Origin of the sequence: Aliiroseovarius subalbicans, assembly GCF_022678625.1 — a bacterium.
Lineage (GTDB): Bacteria > Pseudomonadota > Alphaproteobacteria > Rhodobacterales > Rhodobacteraceae > Aliiroseovarius_A > Aliiroseovarius_A subalbicans.
This window is the reverse complement of record NZ_JALBYQ010000005.1, coordinates 177,717-200,188: the sequence shown is the minus strand read 5'-3', so window position 1 is coordinate 200,188 and position 22,472 is coordinate 177,717. Positions and strand designations below refer to the sequence as shown.

General features: G+C 59.9%; 24 protein-coding genes. 3 read left to right on the top strand and 21 right to left on the bottom strand.

Annotation, left to right across the window (positions count from 1 at the left end; all coding sequences use genetic code 11):
- Positions 1-108: 108 nt before the first annotated feature.
- The gene (locus MN188_RS15850; RefSeq protein WP_242110230.1) at positions 109-1,755 is read right to left on the bottom strand and encodes a sulfatase-like hydrolase/transferase; all 1,647 of its coding nucleotides are present in this window, start codon (positions 1,753-1,755) and stop codon (positions 109-111) included.
- Between the two features lie 266 nt (positions 1,756-2,021).
- Between MN188_RS15850 and MN188_RS15845 the strand changes: the two genes are divergently transcribed.
- From MN188_RS15845 to MN188_RS15835, 3 genes are read left to right on the top strand one after another with little or no spacing between them, the layout of a single operon-like run.
- Complete coding sequence (locus MN188_RS15845; protein ID WP_242110229.1) at positions 2,022-3,593, top strand: inorganic phosphate transporter; 1,572 nt, start codon at positions 2,022-2,024, stop codon at positions 3,591-3,593.
- A 34-nt stretch (positions 3,594-3,627) separates the two neighbouring features.
- Positions 3,628-5,445, top strand: coding sequence for a Na/Pi cotransporter family protein (locus MN188_RS15840; protein WP_242110228.1), 1,818 nt, complete (start codon positions 3,628-3,630; stop codon positions 5,443-5,445).
- 49 nt (positions 5,446-5,494) lie between these two features.
- Entirely contained in the window at positions 5,495-5,740 is a 246-nt protein-coding gene (locus MN188_RS15835) for a hypothetical protein (RefSeq protein ID WP_242110227.1), read from the top strand.
- Between the two features lie 82 nt (positions 5,741-5,822).
- On the opposite strand, the gene MN188_RS15830 is transcribed toward MN188_RS15835, so the two are convergent.
- The 20 genes from MN188_RS15830 to MN188_RS15735 all read right to left on the bottom strand — a co-directional run bounded on the left by MN188_RS15830 (position 5,823) and on the right by MN188_RS15735 (position 22,397).
- The gene (locus MN188_RS15830) at positions 5,823-6,335 is read right to left on the bottom strand and encodes a ferritin family protein (protein ID WP_242110226.1); all 513 of its coding nucleotides are present in this window, start codon (positions 6,333-6,335) and stop codon (positions 5,823-5,825) included.
- The gene (locus MN188_RS15825) at positions 6,332-8,137 is read right to left on the bottom strand and encodes an FAD-dependent oxidoreductase (RefSeq protein ID WP_242110225.1); all 1,806 of its coding nucleotides are present in this window, start codon (positions 8,135-8,137) and stop codon (positions 6,332-6,334) included. Before MN188_RS15825 ends, MN188_RS15830 begins: the two co-directional genes overlap by 4 nt.
- A gap of 7 nt (positions 8,138-8,144) precedes the next feature.
- The gene (locus MN188_RS15820) at positions 8,145-9,323 is read right to left on the bottom strand and encodes an NADH-quinone oxidoreductase subunit D-related protein (protein ID WP_242110224.1); all 1,179 of its coding nucleotides are present in this window, start codon (positions 9,321-9,323) and stop codon (positions 8,145-8,147) included.
- A gap of 1 nt (position 9,324) precedes the next feature.
- Positions 9,325-9,855 carry an NADH-quinone oxidoreductase subunit C gene (locus MN188_RS15815; RefSeq protein ID WP_242110223.1) on the bottom strand — a complete coding sequence of 177 codons (531 nt, stop codon included), beginning with the start codon at positions 9,853-9,855 and terminating at the stop codon, positions 9,325-9,327.
- A 5-nt stretch (positions 9,856-9,860) separates the two neighbouring features.
- Positions 9,861-10,550: an NADH-quinone oxidoreductase subunit B gene (locus tag MN188_RS15810; RefSeq protein WP_242110222.1), complete on the bottom strand. Its 690-nt coding sequence runs from the start codon at positions 10,548-10,550 to the stop codon at positions 9,861-9,863.
- A 4-nt stretch (positions 10,551-10,554) separates the two neighbouring features.
- Positions 10,555-11,460 carry a respiratory chain complex I subunit 1 family protein gene (locus MN188_RS15805; RefSeq protein ID WP_242110221.1) on the bottom strand — a complete coding sequence of 302 codons (906 nt, stop codon included), beginning with the start codon at positions 11,458-11,460 and terminating at the stop codon, positions 10,555-10,557.
- A complete protein-coding gene (locus MN188_RS15800) occupies positions 11,457-14,582 on the bottom strand; it encodes a proton-conducting transporter transmembrane domain-containing protein (RefSeq protein WP_242110220.1) in 3,126 nt (1,041 codons plus the stop codon). The genes MN188_RS15805 and MN188_RS15800 overlap by 4 nt, the downstream gene beginning before the upstream one ends.
- Positions 14,576-14,932: a sodium:proton antiporter gene (locus MN188_RS15795; RefSeq protein ID WP_242110219.1), complete on the bottom strand. Its 357-nt coding sequence runs from the start codon at positions 14,930-14,932 to the stop codon at positions 14,576-14,578. Before MN188_RS15795 ends, MN188_RS15800 begins: the two co-directional genes overlap by 7 nt.
- Positions 14,932-15,633 carry a hydrogen gas-evolving membrane-bound hydrogenase subunit E gene (gene mbhE / locus MN188_RS15790; protein ID WP_242110218.1) on the bottom strand — a complete coding sequence of 234 codons (702 nt, stop codon included), beginning with the start codon at positions 15,631-15,633 and terminating at the stop codon, positions 14,932-14,934. Before mbhE ends, MN188_RS15795 begins: the two co-directional genes overlap by 1 nt.
- Positions 15,626-15,886 (bottom strand): hydrogenase subunit MbhD domain-containing protein, encoded by a 261-nt coding sequence (locus tag MN188_RS15785; protein ID WP_242110217.1) that lies wholly within the window; start codon positions 15,884-15,886, stop codon positions 15,626-15,628. The genes mbhE and MN188_RS15785 overlap by 8 nt, the downstream gene beginning before the upstream one ends.
- A complete protein-coding gene (gene mnhG / locus MN188_RS15780) occupies positions 15,883-16,209 on the bottom strand; it encodes a monovalent cation/H(+) antiporter subunit G (RefSeq protein WP_242110216.1) in 327 nt (108 codons plus the stop codon). Before mnhG ends, MN188_RS15785 begins: the two co-directional genes overlap by 4 nt.
- Positions 16,209-16,469 (bottom strand): MrpF/PhaF family protein, encoded by a 261-nt coding sequence (locus MN188_RS15775; RefSeq protein WP_242110214.1) that lies wholly within the window; start codon positions 16,467-16,469, stop codon positions 16,209-16,211. The genes mnhG and MN188_RS15775 overlap by 1 nt, the downstream gene beginning before the upstream one ends.
- The gene (locus tag MN188_RS15770; RefSeq protein WP_242110212.1) at positions 16,462-16,911 is read right to left on the bottom strand and encodes a Na+/H+ antiporter subunit E; all 450 of its coding nucleotides are present in this window, start codon (positions 16,909-16,911) and stop codon (positions 16,462-16,464) included. Before MN188_RS15770 ends, MN188_RS15775 begins: the two co-directional genes overlap by 8 nt.
- Before the next feature lie 295 nt (positions 16,912-17,206).
- Positions 17,207-17,761 (bottom strand): sulfopyruvate decarboxylase subunit beta, encoded by a 555-nt coding sequence (gene comE / locus MN188_RS15765; protein WP_242110211.1) that lies wholly within the window; start codon positions 17,759-17,761, stop codon positions 17,207-17,209.
- Complete coding sequence (locus MN188_RS15760; protein ID WP_242110210.1) at positions 17,758-18,264, bottom strand: sulfopyruvate decarboxylase subunit alpha; 507 nt, start codon at positions 18,262-18,264, stop codon at positions 17,758-17,760. Before MN188_RS15760 ends, comE begins: the two co-directional genes overlap by 4 nt.
- A 242-nt stretch (positions 18,265-18,506) precedes the next feature.
- Positions 18,507-18,773: a hypothetical protein gene (locus tag MN188_RS15755; protein ID WP_242110209.1), complete on the bottom strand. Its 267-nt coding sequence runs from the start codon at positions 18,771-18,773 to the stop codon at positions 18,507-18,509.
- 432 nt (positions 18,774-19,205) lie between these two features.
- Positions 19,206-19,673: a hypothetical protein gene (locus tag MN188_RS15750; RefSeq protein ID WP_242110208.1), complete on the bottom strand. Its 468-nt coding sequence runs from the start codon at positions 19,671-19,673 to the stop codon at positions 19,206-19,208.
- Positions 19,619-19,876, bottom strand: coding sequence for a hypothetical protein (locus MN188_RS15745; protein ID WP_242110207.1), 258 nt, complete (start codon positions 19,874-19,876; stop codon positions 19,619-19,621). Before MN188_RS15745 ends, MN188_RS15750 begins: the two co-directional genes overlap by 55 nt.
- 434 nt (positions 19,877-20,310) lie before the next feature.
- Complete coding sequence (locus MN188_RS15740) at positions 20,311-21,096, bottom strand: ATP-binding cassette domain-containing protein (RefSeq protein ID WP_242110206.1); 786 nt, start codon at positions 21,094-21,096, stop codon at positions 20,311-20,313.
- Positions 21,097-21,098: 2 nt separating this feature from the next.
- Positions 21,099-22,397 (bottom strand): sugar ABC transporter permease, encoded by a 1,299-nt coding sequence (locus MN188_RS15735; RefSeq protein ID WP_242110205.1) that lies wholly within the window; start codon positions 22,395-22,397, stop codon positions 21,099-21,101.
- Positions 22,398-22,472: the final 75 nt, after the last annotated feature.

Here is a 22,472-nt window from a genome sequence, read left to right as displayed (position 1 = left end):
CGCCGAATTCGACGAGGCCTGCCGCCAGGTCGAACGCATCGCACAGGTCCGCCTGATGGACCTGTTCGCGTGATGCGACATTCCCCTTAACACGAAGACAAACAGGCCTCACGCCTTGTCGACAAAACGACCTGGCGCTTTGCCGCGCAGCTTTTCGGTTAGTTCATCGGGCACTTCAGACCCGTCATACAGGAACGGCAGAATGCCCTTGCGACCTGACCGGCCGCGTGAGGTCTTGATGTCGTCTTCGGACTTGGTCACCCGCTGGCTCATGCGCCGGCCCCAGCGGGCCAGGTGGTCATACAACTGGTCGATCTGGGCCTGGTGCGCGTCGCCCTTGGCCAGATCGTGGAACTCCTCAGGGTCATCGTGCAGATCAAACAGCATTGGACGGAAGCCGCCTTCGGCATGGATCAGCTTGAACCGACCGTCAAAAACCATGAACAAGCGCGCGTCGCGGGGCTCCAGCCCCAGCTTTTCACATTGCGGGCTGGCGGAGTAGTCGTATTCGCTGATCGCCACCTCGCGCCAGTCCGGGGTGGCGCCGTGTAGCCAGGGCAATAGCGACCGGCCTTCGATGATGTGGTCGGGCACCTTGCCGCCCGCTGAATCGACAAAGGTTGCGGCCAGGTCGATCGCTTCGACCAGCGCGTCGCAGGTGGTGCCGCGGGTCGCGTCCGCTTGGGCGCGCGGGTCGTGAATGATCATCGGGATCTTCACGCTGGGATCGTGAAACAGGTCCTTTTCCCCCAGCCAGTGATCCCCCAGGTAATCGCCGTGGTCCGAGGTCAGCACGATCATCGTGTCTTTCATCCGGTCGCTTTTTTCGAGGTAGTCCAGCAGCACACCCAGCTGATCGTCGCATTGCTTGATCAGCCCCATGTAGGCCGGGATCACCTTCTGGCGTACGTCGTCGCGCTGGAAGGCCTGGGCGATCTTGTTGCCCATGTAGGCGCCGAAGACCGGGTGCGGGTCTTCCCGCTCCGCGTCGTGGCGGGTGGCGGCGGGCACGTGGTTGGGCCCGTACATGGCGTGATAGGGCGCGGGCACGATATAGGGCCAATGCGGCTTGATATAACTCACATGCGCGCACCAGGGTTGGTCGGCCTGTTCGATGAACGCGATGGTTTCGCGCGTCAGCCAGGGCGTTTCACTGTCCTCTTCACGAATGTTCGCGGGCTTGTCGGCGTTCTTGAACATCCAGCCGCTCGCGATGTCGCCGTCTTCGTCCACACCTGCGTTGGCAAAATCGGACCAGGGGTTGTCAGAGGGGTAGCCCTTGGACTTCAGGTACTCGTTGTAGGGCGATCGCTTCGCATCATAAAACCCATCCGGCCCTTCGCCCCACAGACCGTCGTCGCGGATCCAGCTGTCAAAGCCGCATTCAGCCTGTCGGGCGCCGATCATGCTGTCGGGCGACAGACCCAACCGGGCCATGCCCTCGGCATCGGCCACCATATGCGTCTTGCCGATCAGGTGGCAGCCCATGCCCAGCTTGCGCAGGTGGTCGCCCATCGTGTGTTCCCCGACCCTGAGCGGAAACCCGTTCCACTGCGCCCCGTGCGACGAGGTATAGCGCCCAGTGTAAAAGCTCATCCGGCTGGCACCGCAAATGGGCGATTGCACGAAGGCATTTGTAAACCGCACGCCCATTGCCGCGACACGGTCGAAATTGGGGGTGTGCAAATGCGGATGACCGGCGCAGGACAGATAGTCAAAGCGCAGCTGGTCATACATGATGAACAGGATGTTCATGTGCGGAACCGGTGGGCCGGGGGCGTTACATGGGCCAAACGAAATCTCCTTGATTCGTCATGCCAGTATGGGCGTCGCCACCCGGTCGCGCCAAGCGTTCTTGCCCTTTCAGAGCAATGTGTCGTTTGACATGAAACAAAGCCGAAAAAGGCTCGACCTGTTAGACTCACTTCCAAGGCGGGCAACAACCTGATGAGGGTTAATTGCGCGCGCTCGGCCGGACCACCGGTTGGGGATGGATATTTATGCAATGGGGGACACACCGCATGAAGTTGAAAGAATACCTGAAGGTGGAGGCAGCCGCTGATCTGTCACGCTCCGAAGTTGGCCGTCTGGGAACGGCCATTATTTTTATCGTCGGGGTCATCATCTACACCGGCATGAAATTCGCCCACCTCGATCAATCCTTCATGTTGATCGCCGCTGCCGTGATCGGCGCCTACATGGCGCTGAACATCGGCGCGAATGACGTTGCAAACAACGTCGGCCCCGCCGTGGGCTCGTTTGCGATGACAATGACGATGGCGATCGCGATCGCCGCCATTTTTGAGGCCGCAGGCGCCATCATCGCTGGCGGCGACGTGGTGTCTACGGTGAAAAAGGGCATCATCGACCCGGCGGATATCGCCAACCCGGATGTGTTTGTCTGGGTGATGATGGGGGCGCTACTCGGCGCTGCCATCTGGCTCAACGTCGCCACATGGCTGGGCGCGCCGGTGTCCACAACCCACTCGATCGTGGGCGGTGTGATGGGCGCAGGCATTGCCGCTGCCGGTTGGGACATCGTCAACTGGGACGCTATGGCCAAGATCGCCTCCAGCTGGGTCATTTCACCTGTTACCGGCGGTGTGATTGCCGCAGGCTCGCTGTATTTCCTCAAGAAAACAGTGTTTTTCAAACCCGATCCGCTTGCGGCCGCGCAACGCGTCGTGCCGCTGATGATTGGCATCATGGGCTGGGCCTTCACCACCTATATCGCGCTGAAGGGCGTCAAGCACCTGATCAAGGTGTCATTCCCGGCCGCGGTGATCGCCGGTCTGGTCGTGGGCATCCTGATCTATCTTATTGTGCGTCCGATGATCCGGCGCGCAGCACCTGGACTGCCCAATAACCGCGATGGCGTGAACAAGCTGTTCACGATGCCGCTGATTTTCGCAGCCGCCCTGCTGTCCTTTGCGCATGGCGCCAATGACGTGGCGAACTCGGTCGGTCCGTTGGCCGGTATCGTCGACGTACTGAGCGAAGGCGACGGTGGTGCCAAGGTTGCCATCCCGCTGTGGGTCATGGTGATTGGTGCGATCGGCATCTCGGTCGGTCTGGCCTTGTTCGGGCCGAAACTGATCCGCACCGTCGGCTCGGAAATCACCGAGCTGGACCGCTCACGCGCCTTCTGTATCGCTCTGGCCGCAGCCATCACCGTGATCGTTGCAAGCCAGTTGGGGATGCCCATCAGCTCGACCCACGTGGCCCTTGGCGGCGTGTTCGGCGTTGGTTTCCTGCGCGAATTCCTAGAACAGCGTGTTGGCCGTGTGGTCGAAGACGTGTTGCATCGCCACGAAGGTGACCCGCATTTCGACGACGTGGAAGAAGTGCTGCGCACCTTCCAAAACGCACCGCCGGAAGATAAGCAGCGCATTCTGGACGATCTGAAAGCGATGGGTCCCGAGGCCGTCATCAGTGCCGCCCAGCGCAAGGAGCTGCAGAAGGCGCTGAAGCGTCAGCTGGTAAAGCGTTCCTCGCTGTTCAAGATCGCATCGGCCTGGATCATCACCGTGCCGATTTCGGCCATTGTCGCCGCCATCTTCTATTTCGCCCTGCGCGGCATGATGCTGCCGTAGACAGAATTGGATAGTTAACGAAATGAATAGTCTCATGAAACGGCTGTTACTCCCGGTCATTCTGGGGTTCCTGGTCTTCGGTTTCTGGATATCACCTGACTTTCAAGAGATCGCCGCTGGCGTGGCGATCTTCTTGTTCGGGATGTTGATGCTGGAGGACGGGTTCAAGCTGTTTTCCGGCGGGTTCCTGGAACGTCTTCTGGAACGCGCCACCGGGTCAACGCTGAAGTCTCTCAGCTTCGGCGTTCTGACCACGACGATCATGCAAAGTTCGTCACTGGTATCAGTGATCACAATCTCGTTCCTGTCGGCCGGGTTGATCAGCCTGGCCGCCGGGGTCGGGATCATCTTTGGCGCCAACATCGGCACCACGACCGGCGCATGGCTGGTTGCGGGCTTTGGTCTGAAGGTGAAGATTTCGGCCTATGCTTTGCCCATGCTGGCCGTTGCCATCGTTCTGGTGTTCCAAAGATCGAAATACCTGCGCGGGATCGGCTTTGTCCTGGCGGGGTTGGGTTTCCTGTTTCTGGGCATCCACTACATGAAAGAAGGGTTTGAGGCCTTCAAGGACCAGTTCGACCTGACGCGGTTTGCGATGACCGGCCTTGCAGGTCTTGTCGTCTATACGCTGGTGGGCGCGGCCGCGACGGTGGTCATGCAATCCAGCCACGCAACTCTGGTTCTGATCATCACCGCGCTGGCCGCGGGGCAGATTTCCTATGAGAACGCGCTGGCGCTGGCGATTGGTGCCAACATCGGCACCACGATCACCGCGATCCTTGGCGCGATGACAGCGAATTACCAGGGGCGAAGGCTTGCGCTGGCGCACCTGATCTTCAACGTCATCACCGCCGGTGTGGCCTTGGTCCTGATATCGCCAATCCGCGACGCGGTGGATGGGGTCAGCGCATTCGTGGGCATTGCCGAGGACGATTATGCGCTGAAACTGGCGGTGTTCCACACCATCTTCAACACGATGGGCGTGGCGATCATGTTGCCCGTGATGAAGCGCCTGCTTGCATTCCTTGAGCGCACGATCAAAGAGGACACGCCGGACATCAGCCAGCCGATATATATTTCGGAATCGATCGAAGGCTTCCCCGCCGCGATCGAACTTGCCCTGTTCAAGGAGGTCGGGCACCTGCACGACAATGCGATCGAGGTAATCGCTCACGGGCTCAACCTGCATCGGCACGAGTTGTATGAAGCTGAAGATATCGAGGCCTATGTCGCCAGCGCAAAACGCCCGTTCGAGATGGACATCGACGAGGCCTATGAAACCCGGATCAAGGTGCTGTATTCCGCCATCGTGGAGTTTATCACCCGCGTGTCGTCGGGCCGCATGCCCGAGGAAACCGTCAACCGGATTCACAAGCTGCGCGAAGCAGCCGAGCGGATGGTTGGCGCGGTGAAAGAGGTCAAGCACATGCGCTCGAACGCAACGCTCTATACCTCGTCCGACCAAGGCACCGTGACAGAGGCCTACAACACGTTGCGCACCGAATTGGCGCGGATCATGGTCGAGTACCACAAGATGGCCGAGACCGAGCCGGGAGACCGCTCCAGCCTGTGGCTGGAAGAGGAACGCAAACGGGTGAAGCGCGACAAGCGCGCCACCAGCGACCTGGTGGAAACCCTGATCCGCAGTGGCGGCCTGTCGGCGCATGCGGGCACGTCGTTCTCGAACGACGCGGGCTATGCCTACCGCGCCATGAAGGACATGTTGGAGGCCGCTCGTGTATATTTCGCCGAAGTCGAGGGTCCAATGAAAGAGGTCGAGCGCCTGTTGGCGATGGACGAGGATGAATTGGAAGACGACGCTCCCGACTCTATGGCTCAGGAGCTGTCATGAAAATGAGACATCATCATTGCAGGGTCTGCGGACCGCAAAGGAGAACGCCATGTCGATGAAAGACATCTCGGCCAAGTTGGAAGAATACCAAAAGCGGCTGAAACAGGGAAAGGCCAAGAAGGTCGAACCCAAACACGTGCAAAAGATCATCGACAAGCTAACCCGAAAGGAAGCTGACCTGATCGATGAGTTGGCTGCCACGACAAAGCCGGGCAAACGCGAGCGGCTCGAGAAAAAGCTTGAAACCCTGCACAGCAGCCGGGAAACAGCCACCTGGCTGATGGAAAAGCTGTAGCCACGCAATACGACGCCTGGCGCCGCGCCGCTACGATGGCGCGGCGTCAGGCCCCAGCCCCCTCCCTTTGGCGGGGGTCCTTTTAGTGTTGGCGATTGTGGCGCAATGGCGCAGCAGCCGTGTGCACGATTTCGTAATACAACGCCTCAAGATCGGCCTTGTGCTTGCGCTCTTCATTGGCAAGGAACTGAAACGTGTCGTGCAGCAGGCCCGGCTCGGTATTCTCGGCAAGCTCGCTGTATTCCTCGATCGCGATCTGCTCGCGCGCCAGGGCATACAAAAGCACCTCCTGATCATCCGGGTTGTCGCCCAATTCCGGCGCGTGTGCCGCGTCGGTGAACTTGCGGTCCGCCTGGGGGCGCTTGATCTCGTCTTGCATATGCGCCGCAACTTCAGGGTTCTTGGCCAGTTTTGACAGCATCCGGATGTGGCGCAGCTCGTCACGGGCCAGGTCTTCGACCAAATAGCGGATGTTCTTTGATATCCGTGGGATCAGGTCGGTATAGAAGCTGTGCGCTTCGCGGTCGAATTCGGCGGCTGCTTCCAGCACCTCGCCCACCGTCGTCATTTTGCTGAGGGCCTTGGCTTTGCTCATGTCGCAGCCTCCTCTTTCGCAGCCAGCATGGCGTTGATGCTTTGGGCCACGCGGTGTCCGTCGGCGACGGCATGCACCACATCGGGGCCGTTCACACAATCTCCGGCCGACCACAGCCAGGGTTCCGAGGTTTGGCCGTCCACATCCACCCGGATGCGGCCACGGGTCCACTCCAGCGCCTCTGTCAGGTCCTTGCCCAGAATGCTCACATCCGCCGCCTGACCGATCGCCTCGATCACCATGTCGGCCGGGTGCACGAGCTCATCGCTTTCATCGTAATGCGGGTTGAACCGGCCCTGATCGTCGAAAATGCTGTCACACAGCCAGGTGCGCAGACCCTTGACACGGCCTTTGCGCTTGCCGCTTTTGAAGGTTACGATTTCCTGCGGGCCACGGGCGTCGAAAATCTCGATGCCCTCCTCCCGGCTTTCGCGCACCTCGTCTGCGTCGGCCAGGAAATGGTCGAAGCTCTCAAGCGCGGTGACGGTCACGCCGACCTTGCCGTGTTTTACCTGTTGCAGCCGCGCCATTGACCGGGCAATGTCCATCGCCACGTTGCCGCCGCCGATCACGACAAGCTTTTCGGGCACCGGAACCTCTTCTCCATCGGTGATCTTGCGCAACAGCGGCACGGCGGTGTCCACGTCGGGGCTTTCCGCGCCAGGAATGCGGGTCGAGCGGCCCAGGTGCAGGCCAATTGACAGAACGACGGCGTCGTTGTCCGCCCGAAGCGTCTCCATCGTGATGTCCTCACCGATCCGCGTATTGCAAACGATCTCGACCCCCATGGCGCGGATCACGTCGATGTCACGATCCAGCATGTCATAGGGCAGACGGTATTCGGGGATGCCATATCGCGGCATTCCGCCGGGGGATTTGCGCGCCTCGTACACCACGACCTTGTGGCCCATCCGGGCCAGGTCATAGGCCGTGGTCAACCCAGCCGGGCCAGAGCCGACAATGGCCACCTTGCGGCCCGTGGCGGCCTCGGGTTTTCCGATCAGATCGACATAACGCTCATAAGGAACCTCATCGGTGATATGGCGTTTCAGCCAGCGGATGGCGATCGGGTCACCATCGTGGCGCGCTGCACAGGCGGTTTCGCAATTGTGGGTACAGACGCGACCGCAGACCTCGGAAAACGGGTTGGTCTGATACAGCAGTTGCAGCCCTTTGTCGTAGTCCTGTTCGCGGATTGCCTTGATGTAATCGGGGATATCCATATGCGCGGGACAGGTGGCAACGCACAACCCGCACTCGACACAGCGGTCGGCCTCGATCATGGCCTCTTCGCGGGTGTATCCCGCGACTATTTCCTCGAAATTGTCGATCCGGTCCTTGGCGGTGCGTTCGCCCATATGCACGCGCTCGGTGCTGGCCAGAACGCGCGCGCCGGGGCGTTGGTATCCCTTTTCTTCCTCATTCCACGGCTTGGGGTCCACGCCGGGGGTGAAGCGGAACACATCCGGGTTGGCGTCGGCCCAGACATAATCGTTCGACATTGTCAGCGACCCGGTCATGCAGACATCAACGCACAGCGCGCACCAGCAGCAGCGGCCATAGTCGATCATCGGACGCAGACCGGAATCCCCATCCTCGGGGTCCGAGACCGGCACCATGTCGATGGCGGCATTCTGGCAGATCACCTCACAGGTGCCGCAGCCGATACACTTTTCCAGATCGTTCTGGTGGAACCCGCGATAGCGGTCGGCGCCCGGACGGTCGTTCAGCGGGTCCAGCACCGTGACCGGTTCACGAAACAGGTGTTTCCATGCCGTGAAGGGTGAGAGTACGTCGCGCATTGTGTCCCTACCTTTCGATCTCAGGCGGATAGGTGTGCAATGACACCATCAGCGCGCCCACATCCGAGATGTTCGTGTTCACGATCAACCGCTCCAAAAGCGCCATCGCATGGGTATAGCTGGGGCCGCGCACGTTGATGCGACGCGGGTACCCGGTGCCGTCCGTGACCAGGTAATAGCCATATTCCCCGCGCGAGCTTTCGCCGCGAATATAGGTCTCGCCATACGGGATCTTCCAATGCAACACATTGGGGATCTTGGCGAAATACTCGCCCGGCTTCTGCATCTTGACCAGGATTTGGCGGATCAGGTCGATCGACAGGCGCGTGTCCCGGCGGCGCACATCGGCCCGCGCCCAGATATCACTGTCTGTGCCCGTCACCGGTTCGAAATCCAACTCATCATACTTGAGATAGGGCGCATCGCGGCGCACGTCGGTGGTCGCCCCGCCCGCGCGCGCGGTGGGGCCGGTGACGCCATAGCTGTCAAACAGCGCCGGGTCGATATAGCCCACGCCACGGGTGCGTTTGTTGAACACCGCGTTCTGGAACATCACCTTGTCGACATCGTCGAGATAGCGCTCGGCGGTCTTCAGCGTTTCTTCCATCCGCGCGGCAAATCCGTCCGGCAGCACGTCACGCACGCCGCCGGGCAGGATGAACATGTGATAGACGCGCGCGCCGGTCAACTCCTCGAACCGGTCCAGCATCAGGTCGCGCACATAGGTGGTCCACTGGCCGATCACGCCCATGCCCAGGCTGCCCGACTGACCACCCAGATACATCATGTAGCTGTTGAACCGGCCCATCTCGAGGATCAGCGTGCGCATCCAGTTGGCGTAATCCGGCACCTCGATGCCCGCCAGTTCCTCAATCGCGGCGGCATAGCAGTATTCGTTCAGATCAGGCTCGGGCACGCAGACCCGGCAGACGATGGGAAAGACCTGGATGAAAGTGCGCCGCTCCATCAGCTTTTCAAAGCCGCGGTGCAGGTAACCCACGCGTGTCCTGCCCTCGACCACTTCGTCACCGCAAATGGTCAGCTCAAGCGACATGTTGCCGGTGATGCCGGGGTGGTTCGGCCCGTGCCAGATCTTGACATACTTGCCCGACGACAGGTCGATATCGCACGATCCGTCGGGGTTATGCGCGGGGTATTGGCTGCGGTCTGGTTCGATTTTGAACATCTCACTCCCCGTCCGGATACAGTTTTTGTTTCATGTGGTCGCGCGGATCATGGCTTTCGCGTCCCGCGCGTTCGGCAAAGGTGGCTTCGGAGTATTCCTTGGTATCGAAATCGCGCCGGTTGGGCGGCAGATCGGTCCAGCCTTCGAGGATAAAATCCTCATCCACCCGTGGGCTGCCGGGGAAATCGATCCCGAACATCTCATAAAGCTCGCGCTGGTAGGTTTCGGCAGTGGGCCAGAGGTCGTGGATCGTGTCCATGCTGGCGCCCTCACGCGGGATCATAAGCCGCACGCCAAGGTCCTGCGCCGTGGCCCGGTTGTTCAAGAGATAGGTCAGTTGAAACTGCCCATCCTCAAGCCAGTCCACCGCGGTGAAGAGGACAAGATGGGTGAAACCTTCGACGTCCTTGAGTTCAACCAGCAGCGCGCGCAGGTGGTCGCGCCCGACCGTGACAAAGCCCAGATCGGGGCGCTGCCGCGTCAGCTCCCCAAGCTGGAACCGGTCTTTCAATCTGTCGTAAAGCGCGCGCATATCCCTCACCAATTGTAATCCGGCATATCCCAATCCTTGATCACGGATTTCTGGTTTGCCTTGTACCATTCGAAGTTTTCGGCGTATTTGTTCGCCCCTTCGCCGCCGCCAGCCTTGATGATCTTCTTGAGATCCTCGAAGCCGGCCAAAAGCGCCTCAGGCCGCGGCATGCAGCCGGCGATGTAGAGGTCGACGGGCAGGTATTCATCAAGCTTCTTGATGGTGTTGTAGCTGTCCCAGTACATGCCACCGTTGATGGTGCAGGACCCCAGTCCGACCACGTATTTCGGGTTCTGCATCTGCTCATAGGACCGGATCGCGCGTTTCAGTGTTTTCACCGACAGGTAGCCCGAAATCATCAAGAGGTTGGCCTGCCGGGGCGTCGGCCGCCATTGGATTCCATAGCGGTAGGCGTCAAATCGGGGTGTCATCAGCGGGCGCATCTCGATGGCGCCGCACCCTGTGCCATAGCCCAGGATCCACAGGCTTTCGGCCCGGCACCAGTTGAAGAAATCCTCGACAATCTTGATGTAAGATCGCTGGTGCGCCTTGGGCGCGTCCTGGCAGTAATAATCCCGGATCGGATCGACCTCGAAGGTCTGTCCGTCGGGCGCCGTGACCGTTCGTTTTTTCAGCTCTTCACGGTCCAGCCCGATCGGGCGGCGCGGAAGCGGGGTGTATTTTTCGTCTTTCATGGCGTCACACAATCAGGATTGAGAGGATGCCCAGCGGCAAGCCCCAGATGAGGAAAAAGCGGATCGACTGTTCCACCCGAAAGCGTGGGAACACCACACCGACCAGGGCCGAAACCAGATAGATCAGGAAGACCTTGAGGAAGAACACCGGCCAGTTCGTCGCCCCACCAAAGAACAGGTTCATGTAGATCACGATCTTGGCGATGGGGAACAGGATGCGGTTGGTCTGCATCAGGGCAAGGTAGGCCGAGTGGAATTCGGTCGGCGGGCCGATGGGGATTTCCTGCGGCGCCAGGAACACGTCGAAGGGAGAGCGCATCATGGTGCCGAGAAACCCGATCATCGCGGCGACCACCGCGATGGGGTTGGTGAACAGGGTCCAGCTCAAAAAGCCCCCCTGCTGGGCCGCGACGATCTCGGTGATCGACAGGGTCTGGTATTGCAGCGACACGGCGAACACCGCCAGCACGAAGGGCAGTTCGGCGGCCGTCATCTGCGACAGCCCCCGCGTGATGCCCACGGCCGAATAGGGATGGCCGCTTTCGCCCGCGCCCAGGGCCATGCCCAGCGTGCCGAAGAAGACGAAATAAAGCGCCAGCACCAGGTCACCCGCAAAAGCGAAGTTCTGGTGCATCACCGAACCATAGATCGTCGGCACGAACAGGATCAGCCCGACACCGCCGGTCAGCCGGAACACCGGGCCAAGGTAGAACATGATCCCATGCGAGATATGGCTGCGCAGGGCGTAGTTCTTGGCCAGATCGACAAAGGTCTGATACAGCCGGATGCCATAGCGCCCCCCTGCCCGCGCACCCATCTTGCGAATGATTGTGGTCATGAACACGCCGTAGACGAACACGATGAGAAGTGTCAGGAGCGCATAGGGTATCTGGATCCATTCAAAGCTCATGAGATGCCCCCCGCGACCAGGTAAAGAACCACGACAAAGACCAGCACATGCACCGCATAGGTCTGCCCATTCCCAGTATACAATTTCCGGGTGAACTCGGCAGTTTCATGCAGCGCGTTGGTGATCGCGCCCCAGAACCGGGTGACAAGCGGTGCAAGCAGAAAGCCCAGCGCGCGGCGGTAGGGCGCGAAGAAGTTCCAGGCGAAATGCGTGGTCTCAGGGCGGAAGGGGCGCTCGGCGGCATAGACGATGTTGAATTGCTTCACCCACTGCGCCTTGTGATTGAGCGCCAGCAGCAGCAGGAACAGCAGCGTGAAGATCGTGCCGATCACGATCATGATCTGCACCGGGCTCCAGTATCCGAACTCGCTGGTGATGGTCAGCCCCTCCCAGCTCAGCCCCTGTTCGGTGAAATGTTCACCGATATAGGCGTCGACCCTGCGCAGCGCCATGCCGGGCAGGACGGCAAAGCCCAGAAGGAAGGCCACATAGATCATCTGCGGCAGCAGGATCCAGAACGGCGCATCCTTGAGCTGACGATGTTCATCCTTCAGCTGCCCCAGGAAGATCGTGTGGATCAGTCGGAACAGGTAAAGGAAGGCGATGGGGCCTGACAGGAACACCAGCACCATCGGCAGGCGGGCATCGGCGGTCATGATCGCGTTGTAGAAGATCCAGCGCCCGCCAAAGCCCGACAGTGGCGGCACGCCTGACATCGTGATGATGCCGATCAACACCGCGATGAAGGACAGCGGCATCAGTTTGATCAATCCACCCATCCTGTACATGTCCCGCGTGCCGGTGCGCTTGGCGACACCACCAACCGACAGAAACAGAAGTGATTTATAGACATAGTGGTTGATCACGAACATCAGCGCCATCAGCCAGCCCAGATGGTTCATCATCGCCAGACCGAACAGCGCATAGCCCATCTGGCCGATCGAGCTGTAGGCCAACAGGCGCTTGGCGTCCTCCTGAAAGATCGCCATCAGATTGCCCAAGAGCGCGCTGAGCGCACCGATCCACAGCAGCACATAGGTCAGGTCAACGCCAAAAAGGTGCTGACGCCCCATCGTCATCAAGAGCAGGAACATGCCGTAAAGTCCCGCTTTGAGCAGCACGCCTGACACCATCGGTGACACGTCAGCTTCGGCCTCGGCATGGGCGCCGGGCAGCCAGATGTGCAGCCCGATTGCGGCGGTCTTGGTCATGAAGCCGATGGCAAGCAGGACAAAGACCCACGGCGCAACAGCCCCGGTGACCTGTGCCAGATCGGCAATCGCCAACGGGGCCGTGCCCCCCGCGGCCAGCGCGAAACCAAGCAGGATCGCGAAGGCCCCGCCCAGCGAGAACATGAGATAGGACAGCGCGTGCGGTTCGGATTTCTTACCCCGCAGGATCAGGAAATAGGACCCGATGGTCAGCACTTCCCAGGCCGCGAAAAAGGCAAACGAGCTTTCGGCCACGATCAGCATGGCCAGACCCGCGTACATCAGCATCGCTGGCGGGTAGAACCCCAGCCGCCTGCCCGTTTCATGGAAGCTTGCCAGGAAAATCACCGCGCCGCCGATCATGAAGATCACGCCGAAGATCATCTGGAGCGGGTCAAAGGACCCATAGCTCAGCCAGAACCAGACACACAGCGCCGCGATTGCAATGACGTTCTTGATCCGCGCAGGCAGACCTTCGATCAATAGGAACCCCAGGGCGACCATCAACGGCATCGCCTGAAGCAGGTTGTCATATTGCGACAACGCGCCCCAGCGGTATCCCGCATACCAGCCCAGCAGCGCGGCGGCATAGATCACCAACACCTTGCCGGGGGCATATTTCGGCCGCGCAACCGGGGCCTCGCGCTTGATCGCCAGGCCGAACCAGCGAAACAGGTATCCCGCCTCGATCAGCGCACCGATCAGGATCAGGACCAGCACCGCGACCCGCCCCTCGGCCACAAGGTGATGCGCCAGCTCCCACTTGGCATAGAAGCCTGGGAATGGCGGCAGGCCGATCAGCATGGCCAGGAAGGTGGCAAAGGCGACCACAAGCGGCGGGTTGAGGCGCAGAACGGTCCAGGCGGTCAGCTCGCGCCGGGTGATCACGCCGGAAATCCAGAACAGCCCCGCCTTGGCGACCGCATGGGCGATCAGAATGCCTCCGGCAATGTAAAGGAACTGGTCGCCCAGGATGTCGCGTTGCCCGATAACGGCAAGCACCAGGCCAATCTGCGCAACCGAGCTGTAGCCCAGCAACCGTCGATCGTTGTCCTGCCGCAGCGCCAGGATGTTCGAGGCAAGGAAGGTGAACAGCCCGATGAACGTGGCCAGCGGCAGCCACTCGGCCCCGCCGGTCGCCAGCACCTTGTCGGCGGCATAGACCGCAGCAGTGCCCGACGCGGCCGAAAAGATCGCCGAGAACCCCGGATGCGCGCTTTCATAGATGTCCAGCGCCCAACCGTTCGCCGGAAAGGGTTTAAGTTCCAGCACAAGGGCCATCAGCAGCAGGAAGAAGGCAAGCCCTGCGCCCTTGGCGGCCAGTGGTTGCGCAGCGAAGTCGTCGATATTGAGCGACCCTTGCGCGTGATAGGTAAAGATGATGCCGACCAGCAGTAGGATCGAGATCACCTGCGTCACCACGAGGTATTTGAACCCCGCACCGATCGCGCGCTCATCATCCGACAGCAGCACCAAGCCGCCGGTCGAGATCACCATCAATTCGAAGAAAACGAACAGGTTGAAGATATCGCGGGTCAACACGATGCCCGACAGCGCCATGATCGCGATCAACAGCACCGCCATCGACCGGCGCCCCTGCTGCATCAGCGCGTCGCGCAGATACAGCGCCGAGAGAAGCCCGGTCAGAGTGATGACGCTCAAAAGCCCGGCCTCGGCCAGCCCCACGCGCAGGTTGATCGCAAACGGCGGCTGCACGCCCGCGGTCAGAATATCGGTGGGTTGGGCCGCGCCGCTTGCCAGCGCGCCCAGCCAGCTGATCGAAATCCAGCTCATCACGGCAAGCGCGGCCATGGTCAGCGCAAAGGCCCCGTTGCGCCAGCTGTCCTTGAGCAGGCCAAGCGCAAAGGCCGCCCCCAGCCCGACGACAATGATGAAGATGGCGCTTACCATTTCAGCTCCACGATTTTCGAGATGTCGAGGGTTTGGCGAATGCGAAACAGCCGGTAGGCATAGGCCAGCATCAGCGCGGTGACCCCAAGCCCGATGACAATCGCGGTCAGAACCAGCGCCTGCGGTATCGGGTCGATAATACTGGTGGTTGCGGACCCGACCGGCACCGCGTCGTCAAGGATCGGAGCGGTGCGCCCCGGCATATATCCCACTGACACCAGCACCACATTCACCCCGGTTGACGCGATGGTGAAGCTCACGATCATCCGCAGGATATTCGTATTGGTCAGCGCCCCGTAAAGGCCGATCAGGATCAGGACAAACCCGGTGGTCATGGCAATCGTGATCATCACCGATCCTCCGTTTCTTCAAGGCTTTCAAGCATCGAACTGAATTCCGCGCCCACTTTGAGCCCGATCAGGCTGTAGATCAGTGGAATGGCCCCGGCCGAGAACAGCGCGCCGAACTGGCCAAGGGGCAAGATGCGGTTGTCCAGGAACCCGCCAGCCAGGACCAGGCCCATCACGCCCAGCGCGACATAGGTGAGGCCGGAAATGCTTTCGACCTTCGCAATCAGGCGGTGGCTGAACCGACGCATGGGATCCGCCAGCAACAACAGCAACATCGCCGAGGCCAGGATCGCGCCGCCCTGAAAGCCGCCGCCGGGGGTCAAGTGGCCGTTGACGAAGACATAGACACCGAACAGCAGGATCAGTGGCACCAGAAGCCGCGTTCCGGTCTCAAGCAATTCCCCCGCGGGCAAGAAGCCCGACCCGCGCGTGCCCGCTGGTGCCCGGCTGTGCGACAACACCTGTGCGACGATGGCGGCGGTCAGGAACAACACCGTCACTTCGCCCAGCGTATCAAGCCCGCGATAGGTGACGATGATCGCGGTGACGATGTTCTGCGCCCCGGTTTCGCGCGCGGTATTCTCGGCGTAATAGGCGGCACTTCGGTTCAGCTCGCCATCCGGCACAAAACCCGCCACCAGAGAATAAAAGGCGTATCCCAGGATCAGCAGCAGGACGACAGAGGCAAACTTCCTAATCATTTCCGCCCCCTTCACGCCGGATGCGCCCCATGACGAAGAAGAACAGGAAGGTTGTCAGGCCCGATCCGATCGCCGCCTCGGTCATCGCCACGTCGGGCGCGGCCAAAAGCAGGAACATCACCGAGGCGAACAGGCTGACAAGCCCGGCCGCCAGCACCGCACCCACCGTGGCGGTCGCGCGCACCGCGACAAGGGCGGCGGCGATCATCGCGACAGCCAGAAGCAAGGCCATGACAAACGGGATGTTACTCATGACAGATCCTCCCGGTCTTCAGCCAGATGGTCCACGCCAGTTTGCGGGGCCAGCGCTGCGCCGCTGCGATGCGCCGCGCGCGCAAGAACCTGCGACGACAGCGGATTGGTGAACAGCAAAAACAACCCGATAAGCAACAGCTTGGCCCACCAGGCAGGCATCAGGATTGCAGCGCCCAACAGCGTCAGCAAGGTGCCCAGCGTGGCCGCCTTGGTGCCCGCCTGAATGCGGTTATAGGCGTCGGGCATGCGCAAAAGCCCCAGACTGCCCAACAGCAGAAACACAGTCCCGGCAAGAAGGATCAGGGCACCGATGACGTCCATCATTGCCCCCCTTCCAAATAGCGCGCCACGACGATCACGCCAAGAAACGACAGCAGTGCATAGACCAGCGCCACGTCAAGATACACGACCCGTTGCGCCAGAAGCGCCGCCAGAACGATCCCGGTGATCGAGATGATGGTCAGCACATCAAAACCGATCACGCGGTCGACCGTCTGTGGCCCAATCACGAAACGATACAGGGCAAGCAGAAAGGCCAGTCCGACACATACCGCCGCCAGTGTCAGGATGATCTCAACCATACATGACCTCCAAATAGCGCTCAAAGCCCGCGGCGATCCGGGCGGTCGCAACCTCTGCGCCCGCTTCGGCCGAAACCCAGTGCACATAGAGCCATTCACCCTTGATCTCGACCGACAGCGTCCCAGGTGTCAGGGTGATCGCGTTTGCCAGCAGAAGTCGGCCCACCGGGCTTTTCAGCCCCGTGTGCACCCGCACGATGGCCGGGCGGATGGGAAGCGACGGGGTTAAGACAAGGCGGGCCAGTTGCAGGTTCGCCCGGACCAGTTCGCGAAAGAAAAAGGCCACGAACCGGACGCTTGCCACAAGCGACGCAGGCATGATGCGGTATCCGGAGAAAACCGACAGGCTGTCTTTGAACAGAAAGGTTATTGCGCCCGCAGCGACGGCGCCGGCCGTCAACGTGCCAAACGCCAATGACCCGTTCAAAAGGATCCAGAACAAAAGGAGCGTTGCAAACAACAGGAACGCTCTGCGTGCATCAATCGCCTCAGCCTGCGACCGGTTCCCAGATGATTTCCGCTCATTCATGTGATTCCGAAAAGACCCCACCCCAATTCCGGTGATTGTACACGAAAACAAGCAATCCAATATTGATATCTGTGCATACCCGACGTGCAAGCGCCGGGCGGCGGCGGCTTGTTTCTGCGCCGTTGGACCGCAAATGGGGGACTGATGGCCAACCACTGATTGGGTGGGCCGCCAAATGACTGCGCTCTGGTCGTGGCACGCGTTGTTTCTAGGCGCTGACCGAAGCCATGAAACGCTCGCGTATGGTGATCGGGTTGGTTTTGATCACCGGGACCTGAACATTCCCGCTTTCACATTTTGAGATGATCACACTCATCTTGCGGGCGGCAAGTGCGGCCTTGACCGCCACCGCGGTGTCAGCGGCGTCGACCTCGGCCACGTTCTCACAGCCGCAGGCCCGCGCCACTGCGGCCAGCGACGTTTTCGCACCCGCATAGGTGGGCTGGTCGCCGGTAGACCCATAGGACCCGTTGTCCACGATCAGCAGGATGTAGTTGTCACGCGGGTTGTTCGCGATGGTCGCCAGCGTTGCCAGATTGGTCAGCACCGAGCCGTCGCCATCGATGGCAATCACCGGCTTGTCCTGCACAAGCGCCAGCCCGAACCCGATGGACGAGGCAAGCCCCATCGTCCCCAGCATATAGAAATTACTGGGCTGATCGTCCAGCGCATGCAGCTCCTGGCTGGGCGCGCCAATATTGCAAACGACCAGATGGTTGGAAATGACTGGGATCAGAGTTTTCAGCACTTCATTGCGGATCATGTTGCGTCCTTCCAGAAACTGGCGTCGGTCAGGATGGCGACAGGCTTGGCGCACATCTGGGTATGGGTGAGGATGCCGGGCAGCCCTGCAACATCATCAGCTTTGTGAAAGTGATAAGTTGGGATGTGCAGCTGGTTCAGGATCGCCTTGGTGTGCAACGCCATTTCCACCTGGCAGGCCACAGGTTCCCCCACTTCACCACGATACGAGATCAGCATCGGAAGCGGGATCTGGTAAAACTGGATCAACGTCGCCAGCGTGTTGACCACCACGCCCAGTGCGGTGTTCTGCATGAAAATCGCCGGGCGTGCGCCGCCCATGAAAGCCCCAGCACACAAGCCCATGCCTTCGTCTTCCTTATTTGACGGCACATGCTTGATCGCCGGGGTCTGGTCGAGCGTCTCGATCACACCGGCCAGTTGTTTGCACGGGACCGAGGTGACGAAATCCACCCCAGCCGCGACAAAGTCAGCGATTATCCTTTTGTCGATGTCCTTGGCCATGGGGCCTCCTTTTGCAAGTTGGTCCAGCACGAGATTGGCGAACATCGCGCTGACAGGGGGTATTCCCGTCGTGGGTCACCCTGACAATATGCGGGGTGAGGACGAGATTGCCCAGCCCAACGCGCGACCCGGCCCGAGGATGCGGTGAAGATAAGGAACTGGCCCTTGCGGGCATTGGTCCCGGCCTAAGACGCTTTACTCCCGTGTCCCGCCGCAATCCTGCTGATCTTCCAGGCCTCGCTTCACCCCAATGGGGACAATGAGACCACCAATGGCCCTGCGTTGATCACCGAAACAAAGGCCCGTTCAACTGATCGACCGCGTTTTAGCCGAGTGAGCGCTGCGGCGTCGATCTCAACCTGTGCAAGGCAGGTTTCGGCGTGGCCGGACTGCCAGACCAACGGCACTGCCGAAGCTTCGCGCGGATGGCGGTAGGCCATTTCGTCAGCGATCGACGCGCCAACAGGCACCCGGACCGACACGAGCGCGCCAGCTTCGCTGTGCGACATGATACATCGGCAACAGTGATCCCGGATCCGGCCGCAAGGATGCGCTGGTGAAGCGCGCAGGTGGTTTCATCGAGTGCGAGGACCTGCCAGTCGCCATAACACGTGCTTGGGTCCGCCAGCGCCGCGACGCGCTTAGCTGAACCAACCCTTCGCTTGCGCCTTTGAGTGTAAAGACAAACACAAGGGACTCGGTCAGCAAGCCTGGGTGGTAAACGGGACCGGTATCCCCGGCTGTGCGGCCACGATTTTTGCCCGCGACCGCGGGAATGGAGTGGCTCAGTTCGGACTTTCCGGGGCGTGTCCTGGAAAATCCCTGGGCTGGAATTGACGACTTGCGCCACGATGAACCGGCCCATCCCCTCGCCCGTATCGCAGAGAAAAACGCGCGCGGCTATCCGGCCAGAATGTCCGCCTCTGTGATGCCCCGGTCTGTCAGGTCGACCAAATCGCCCTCGTCGCGGCTGACGTCATACAGGATGGCGATCTGCGCCGCGCCGGTGTCGTGATCGACGAATATGAAGTGTCTGGCCCAGCGTCGCCTCTGGCTCTGACATACCCCGCCTCAAGGTAGATCGTATCATCGCCTTGTCCTGCATAGACCAAGTCATATGTGAAGTTGCCAGGGTTAGTGCCCGCACCGGTGTGAATGATGTCATTGCCGTCACCCGCGTCAAACAAAGGGCCGGGGACAAAGCCCGCTGCCGCAGCGACTGCTGCATCATTGGCCAGTGTCACGTCATCATCGCCGGCAAGCCCGTGATATTGCGTGCCGTCAATATATTCACCATCGAGAAGGCTGTTGAAGTCCGCCACATCGTCGCCGTCACTGAACAACGCCGACGTGGTCACTTCAAACCGGAAATCGTCCGGGTGGAAATCACCCGGCTTGCGCCCACGCACACGATCTGGCTGCCATCTGGCAAGGTAAAAGTCGTGGCCCCCCGATGCCAGACAGGCACTTCCGTAAGCGCATCGAAGCTTGCAACGCCGCTGTCGCGCACCAAGATGACGTCATCGCTTCCCTTGCCCGCCCGAAACCCATTAATCGTATCGCGGCCCGAACCCGGGTCAAACACGAACAGATCATCGCCGTGCAGCCCCACAGTCGGTCATTGCCCGCGCCGCCAGTGTTCGTGTCATCGCCCCAGACGTCAGAAGAAGTGATCTTCAGCCCGATCGATGATGCCCGAATAGGTGTCATTCCCAGACGTCGTTGCGTTCTGCGGCCTTACATTCCAAATATGTGCAAGTTCTTCAAATCGTTCGGGTTCCACTGCGACCGTATAAACACGCTCGACAACCACCGATTTCTTCGCCCGTATCGCTATTGTTGCACTAATCCTCATTTGTAGCTTTCACGCTGCCATTCGAGGTATTTGCATCCTGTTCGTCTTCTGGCTCTCCGTCAGTGCCAAGTTGGGATCATACACGTCACCTGACCGCCCCAAGAAAACTTGCCTTGAGCGCGGATTCGTGGCGGCACTACCCCTTTTTTTCGGATCGTTCCTGAGGTTGAGTGGCGTTGTGAGAAGTGGGGTTAAACCTCACCTCCCGCGTTGCCCTCGGCATTCTTGTCCTTGGGATTTTTACCAAGGATGATCATCCCCAGAAGGTCGTCTTCGGTGACTTTATCGACATCAACCGTGCCAACAAGCTTGCCGTTTTTCATCACGCTGGCCCGGTCGCACATGTTTTTGACCTGGTGAATGTCGTGGTCGATCAGGAAAATCCCGATCCCCTGCTTCTTAAGCTCCTGGATCAATTCAGACACCATGCGCGTTTCTTCGACCCCCAGAGCAGCCGTCGGTTCGTCCATGATCAGAATTTTGGCATTGAAATAGACCGCCCGCGCAATGGCGACCGATTGCCTTTGGCCCCCTGACAGCGCCGAAACTGGGGCCTCGTAGCGTTTGAAATTGGGGTTCAGTCGGTGCATGATCTTGCGCGTTTCAGCCTCCATGCGCGCATCATCCACCAGCCCCAGCCTGGTCACCAGTTCGCGGCCCAGAAACAGGTTGGACGAGGCATCCAGATTGTCTGCCAAAGCAAGGTATTGATAGATCGTCTCGATATTAAAATTGCGCGCGTCGCGGGGGTTGTTGATATCGGCTTCGACGCCATTGATCAGTATCTTCCCGCCATCACGTTGTTCAGCCCCCGAGAGCATCTTCATCAAGACTGATTTGCCTGCACCGTTGTGCCCCAGAACGCCGACGACTTCGCCGGGGTAAAGGTTAATATTCACGTGATCGACGGCGCGGATGCCGCCGAAAGCCTTTTGCATGTCACGCATTTCGACGAGGGGAGTGCCGCGTTCGGTCATGGTCAATCTCCTGTCCGCTTGCGGTATAGGGTGTCGATCAGAACCGCGAAGACCAGGACCGCGCCGACGACAATGTTTTGAAACGGTGCATCGACGCCAACCATGGCCATCCCCGATTGCAGGCTTTGCATGATAAGCGCGCCCAGAATCGCGCCATAGATTGTACCGATCCCGCCAGAAAGGGCAGTGCCGCCGATAACCGCGGCGGCGATGACCCTTAACTCGTCCAACGTGCCGATGTCATTTGAGTGAAAGGTCTGCCGCGACGAAGCGACAATCGCCGAAATAGCACACAACAATCCCATGATTGCAAAGACCTTCACGGTCAACATCCGTGTGTTGATGCCAGAGAGCATAGCGGCGTCCGGGTTGCCGCCTGCCGCAAAGATGTAGCGCCCGAGTCGGGTTCTCCGGGCCACCAGTGTCATGACGATCACGACCATGATCAGGATGAACACCGAGATTGGAACGCCATACCCGGCTGTATAGCCTTCGGGCATCACTTCTCCGCGGGCTTCGAACATCCGCACCAAACGGCGTTCGGGTATCTGGTAGCTGTTCAGGATGCCGACCAACCCAAGGATGGCAATGGCCGCGACCCCAGCAATGGTGAATTCGGCCCAGACCGGTTTAACCGGGAAGTTGTGGGCAAGTTTGGAGCGCCGCGCATTGAAAATGGCGAAGAACGTCACAAGCACGGCCAAGACGCCGAAAACAAGGCTCCAGGTTTCGCCCAGGGTGCCATTGATACCCCCAAACATCTGAAAGTTCCCATCCAGCGGGCCGATGGTCTGACCGGTGGTCAGATACCAGGCGACATTGCGCCAGATCAGAAACCCGCCGAGGGTGACGATGAAGGCGGGAACGGCAAGATAACCCACCAGCCAGCCATGAAAACCGCCGATGATTATACCGGTCAAAGCCCCGACCAGGATTGCGATAGGCGCTGTTAAAGGGTGGTTCAGGCCCAAGCCCAGCCATTCGGGCGTGACCAATGTTTGGGTCATTGCCATCATTGCTGAACAGGTGGCCAACAAGGCGCCGACAGACAGGTCGATATTCCGGGTTACGATTACAAACACCATTCCTGTGGCCATGATGGCCACGGATACGGTTTGAATCGTCAGATTGAAGATATTGCGCGGTGTCAGAAACCGGCCATCGGTCAGCACGTTGAAAACCAGACAGACCAGCACGAAGGCCCCGATCATGCCCAACAAGCGGGTATCGACTTCGAGCGTTTGAATAATGTTTCGCCGCACTCGCGTGGGGGCGCTGGTATCAGTTGAATTGTCGGTCATTTCCATGTCCTGGGTGCAGCAACATCAGTCCCCACCCCGAAGGGAGGGGACATTTCTTGTCAAGCTCAGGTGGCT